This window comes from Blautia sp. DFI.3.45 (assembly GCF_020593505.1).
GTDB lineage: Bacteria > Bacillota > Clostridia > Lachnospirales > Lachnospiraceae > Blautia_A > Blautia_A wexlerae.
Window position 1 is genome coordinate 1 of the sequence record NZ_JAJDMI010000223.1, and the last position, 268, is coordinate 268.

Sequence of the window (268 nt, forward strand, 5' to 3'; positions counted from 1 at the left end):
GACCGCCGCCAGCTGCCCGAACTGGAACGCTTATATCAGGAACATAAGCTGAACAATATGGCTGTCGTTCTTAACGGAACGGAAAAAGGCAGCAGCGGCTATGGCTATGGATACGGCTATAACTATGGTTATGGTTATGCCGCAACTCAGAAAAAGAAAGGAGGATGGTGGAGACGTAAGGGAAAGAAATAATACGCTGTCTCACTTTGACAGAGTGCCCTGCGAATCGTATAATGCTTGCTATGGGGGACTTTTAATAGGCTTCTGT

1 protein-coding gene is annotated in these 268 nt (G+C 47.0%); it reads left to right on the forward strand.

Going from position 1 to position 268, the window contains the following annotated elements; all coding sequences use genetic code 11:
* On the forward strand, positions 1-192 hold a 192-nt coding region (locus LJE09_RS17675; RefSeq protein ID WP_442860832.1), incomplete at its 5' end, for a hypothetical protein.
* Positions 193-268 lie beyond the last annotated feature (76 nt).